This is a genomic window from Microbacterium sp. (assembly GCF_052102115.1).
Classification (GTDB): domain Bacteria; phylum Actinomycetota; class Actinomycetes; order Actinomycetales; family Microbacteriaceae; genus Microbacterium.
The window spans coordinates 1-1,784 of the sequence record NZ_JBQDVP010000011.1 but is presented as its reverse complement, the minus strand read 5'-3'; the positions used below and the strand labels follow the sequence as shown (position 1 = coordinate 1,784).

At 68.3% G+C, this 1,784-nt stretch carries 2 protein-coding genes; both read left to right on the top strand.

The window, feature by feature from the left end:
• Window positions 1-159: 159 nt before the first annotated feature.
• Window positions 160-1,323 carry a Gfo/Idh/MocA family protein gene (locus ACTICP_RS05390; RefSeq protein WP_441890268.1) on the top strand — a complete coding sequence of 388 codons (1,164 nt, stop codon included), beginning with the start codon at window positions 160-162 and terminating at the stop codon, window positions 1,321-1,323.
• Window positions 1,324-1,360: 37 nt separating this feature from the next.
• On the top strand, window positions 1,361-1,784 hold a 424-nt coding region (locus tag ACTICP_RS05385), incomplete at its 3' end, for a sugar phosphate isomerase/epimerase family protein (RefSeq protein WP_441890266.1).

Here is a 1,784-nt window from a genome sequence, read left to right as displayed (position 1 = left end):
CGTCGTGTGGTGTTTTTTTGTTGTGGTTTTTTTGTGGGTTGTTTTTTTGTTTGTGGGTTTGTGTCCGGGCCCGTCGTGGGGGGGGGGGGCGCGGGGCCCCCCCCCCCGCACTGTTCGTATCTGCACTGTTCCTATCCGCACCGTACCGGGGAGTAGAAGATGACAACCGAGCTGCGAGTGGCCCTGATCGGCCACGGATTCATGGGAGCGGCGCACTCCGTCGGCTGGCGGCAGGCGCCCGCCGCGTTCGACCTCCCCCTCACCCCGCGGATGACTGTGCTGGTCGGCCGGGATGCTGAGAAGACTGCCGCTGCCGCCCGCGCGTGGGGGTGGGACGAGACCTCCACAGACTGGCGCGAGGTCATCGCTCGCGACGACATCGACCTGATCGACATCGTCACCCCCGGGGACTCGCACGCCGAGATCGCGATCGCGGCCCTGGCTGCGGGCAAACACGTGCTGTGCGAGAAGCCGCTCGCGAACTCGGTCGAAGAGGCCGAGGCGATGGAGCAGGCTGCGCAGGATGCTGCGGCACGCGGCATCCGCGCCATGGTGGGCTTCACCTATCGTCGCGTGCCCGCCGTGACCCTCATGCGCGACATGATCGCCGCCGGCCGGGTCGGCACGATCCGCCAGGTGCGCGCGAGCTACCGGCAGGACTGGCTGGCCGACCCCGAGTCGCCGATGACCTGGCGGCTCGACAAGGACCGCGCCGGCTCCGGCGCGCTGGGCGACATCGGCGCGCACATCGTCGACATGACGCAGTTCGTCACCGGGCAGGCGCTGACCCAGGTTTCGGGCGTGATGGAGACGCTCGTCGAGGAACGGCCCGTGCTGGCTGAGGCGGTCGGCCTCGGCGGCACCGCCGGCACGGACATAGGCACCGTCACGGTCGATGACGTCGCACTGTTCACCGCCCGCCTCGAGTCCGGCACCCTCGCGACGTTCGAGGCCACCCGTTTCGCGACCGGGCGCAAGAACGCCCTCGACCTCGAGATCTCCGGCGACGCCGGTTCGCTGCACTGGAACCTCGAAGACATGAACGTGCTCGACTTCTACGACGCCACCCGCCCCGCGGCAGAGCAGGGCTTCGCCCGCATCCTGGTCACCGAGCCCGAGCATCCATACCTCTCCGGCTGGTGGCCGGCCGGGCATATGCTCGGCTACGAGCACGGCTTCTCGCACCAGGTGAAGGATCTCACCGAGGCGATCGCGGCGGGTGCTCATCCGCAGCCGACGTTCGCCGACGGGCTGCGGGTGCAGCGCGTGCTCGACGCCGTCGAGCGCAGTGCGCACAGCGGCTCGGCCTGGCTCGACGTCTGAACGACCACGATACGAAACTCACGAGAAGAGGACGATGATGTCACGACCTGTCACCCTGTTCACCGGCCAGTGGGCCGATCTGCCGTTCGAAGAGGTCTGCCGACTCCCGGGCGAGTGGGGCTACGACGGCCTCGAGGTCGCCTGCTGGGGCGATCACCTCGATCCCTGGCGCTGGGATGACGCCGAGTACGTGCAGGGCCGGCTCGACATCCTCGAGCGCAACGGACTGCAGGTCTGGACGATCTCGAACCACCTCAAGGGACAGGTGGTGTGCGACGACCCGATCGACCAGCGTCACCGCAACATCGTCTCCGACCAGGTGTGGGGCGACGGCGACCCCGAGGGTGTGCGTCAGCGCGCCGCAGAAGAGCTGAAGAACACCGCCCGCCTGGCCGCGGCGCTCGGCGTGAAGACGGTCACCGGGTTCACGGGGTCGTCGATCTGGAAGTACGTCGCGATGT

Excerpts from the sequence above, each read along its gene's own strand:
- ACTICP_RS05390 (WP_441890268.1), top strand. The coding sequence starts at position 160 with ATGACAACCGAGCTGCGAGTGGCCCTGATCGGCCACGGATTCATGGGA.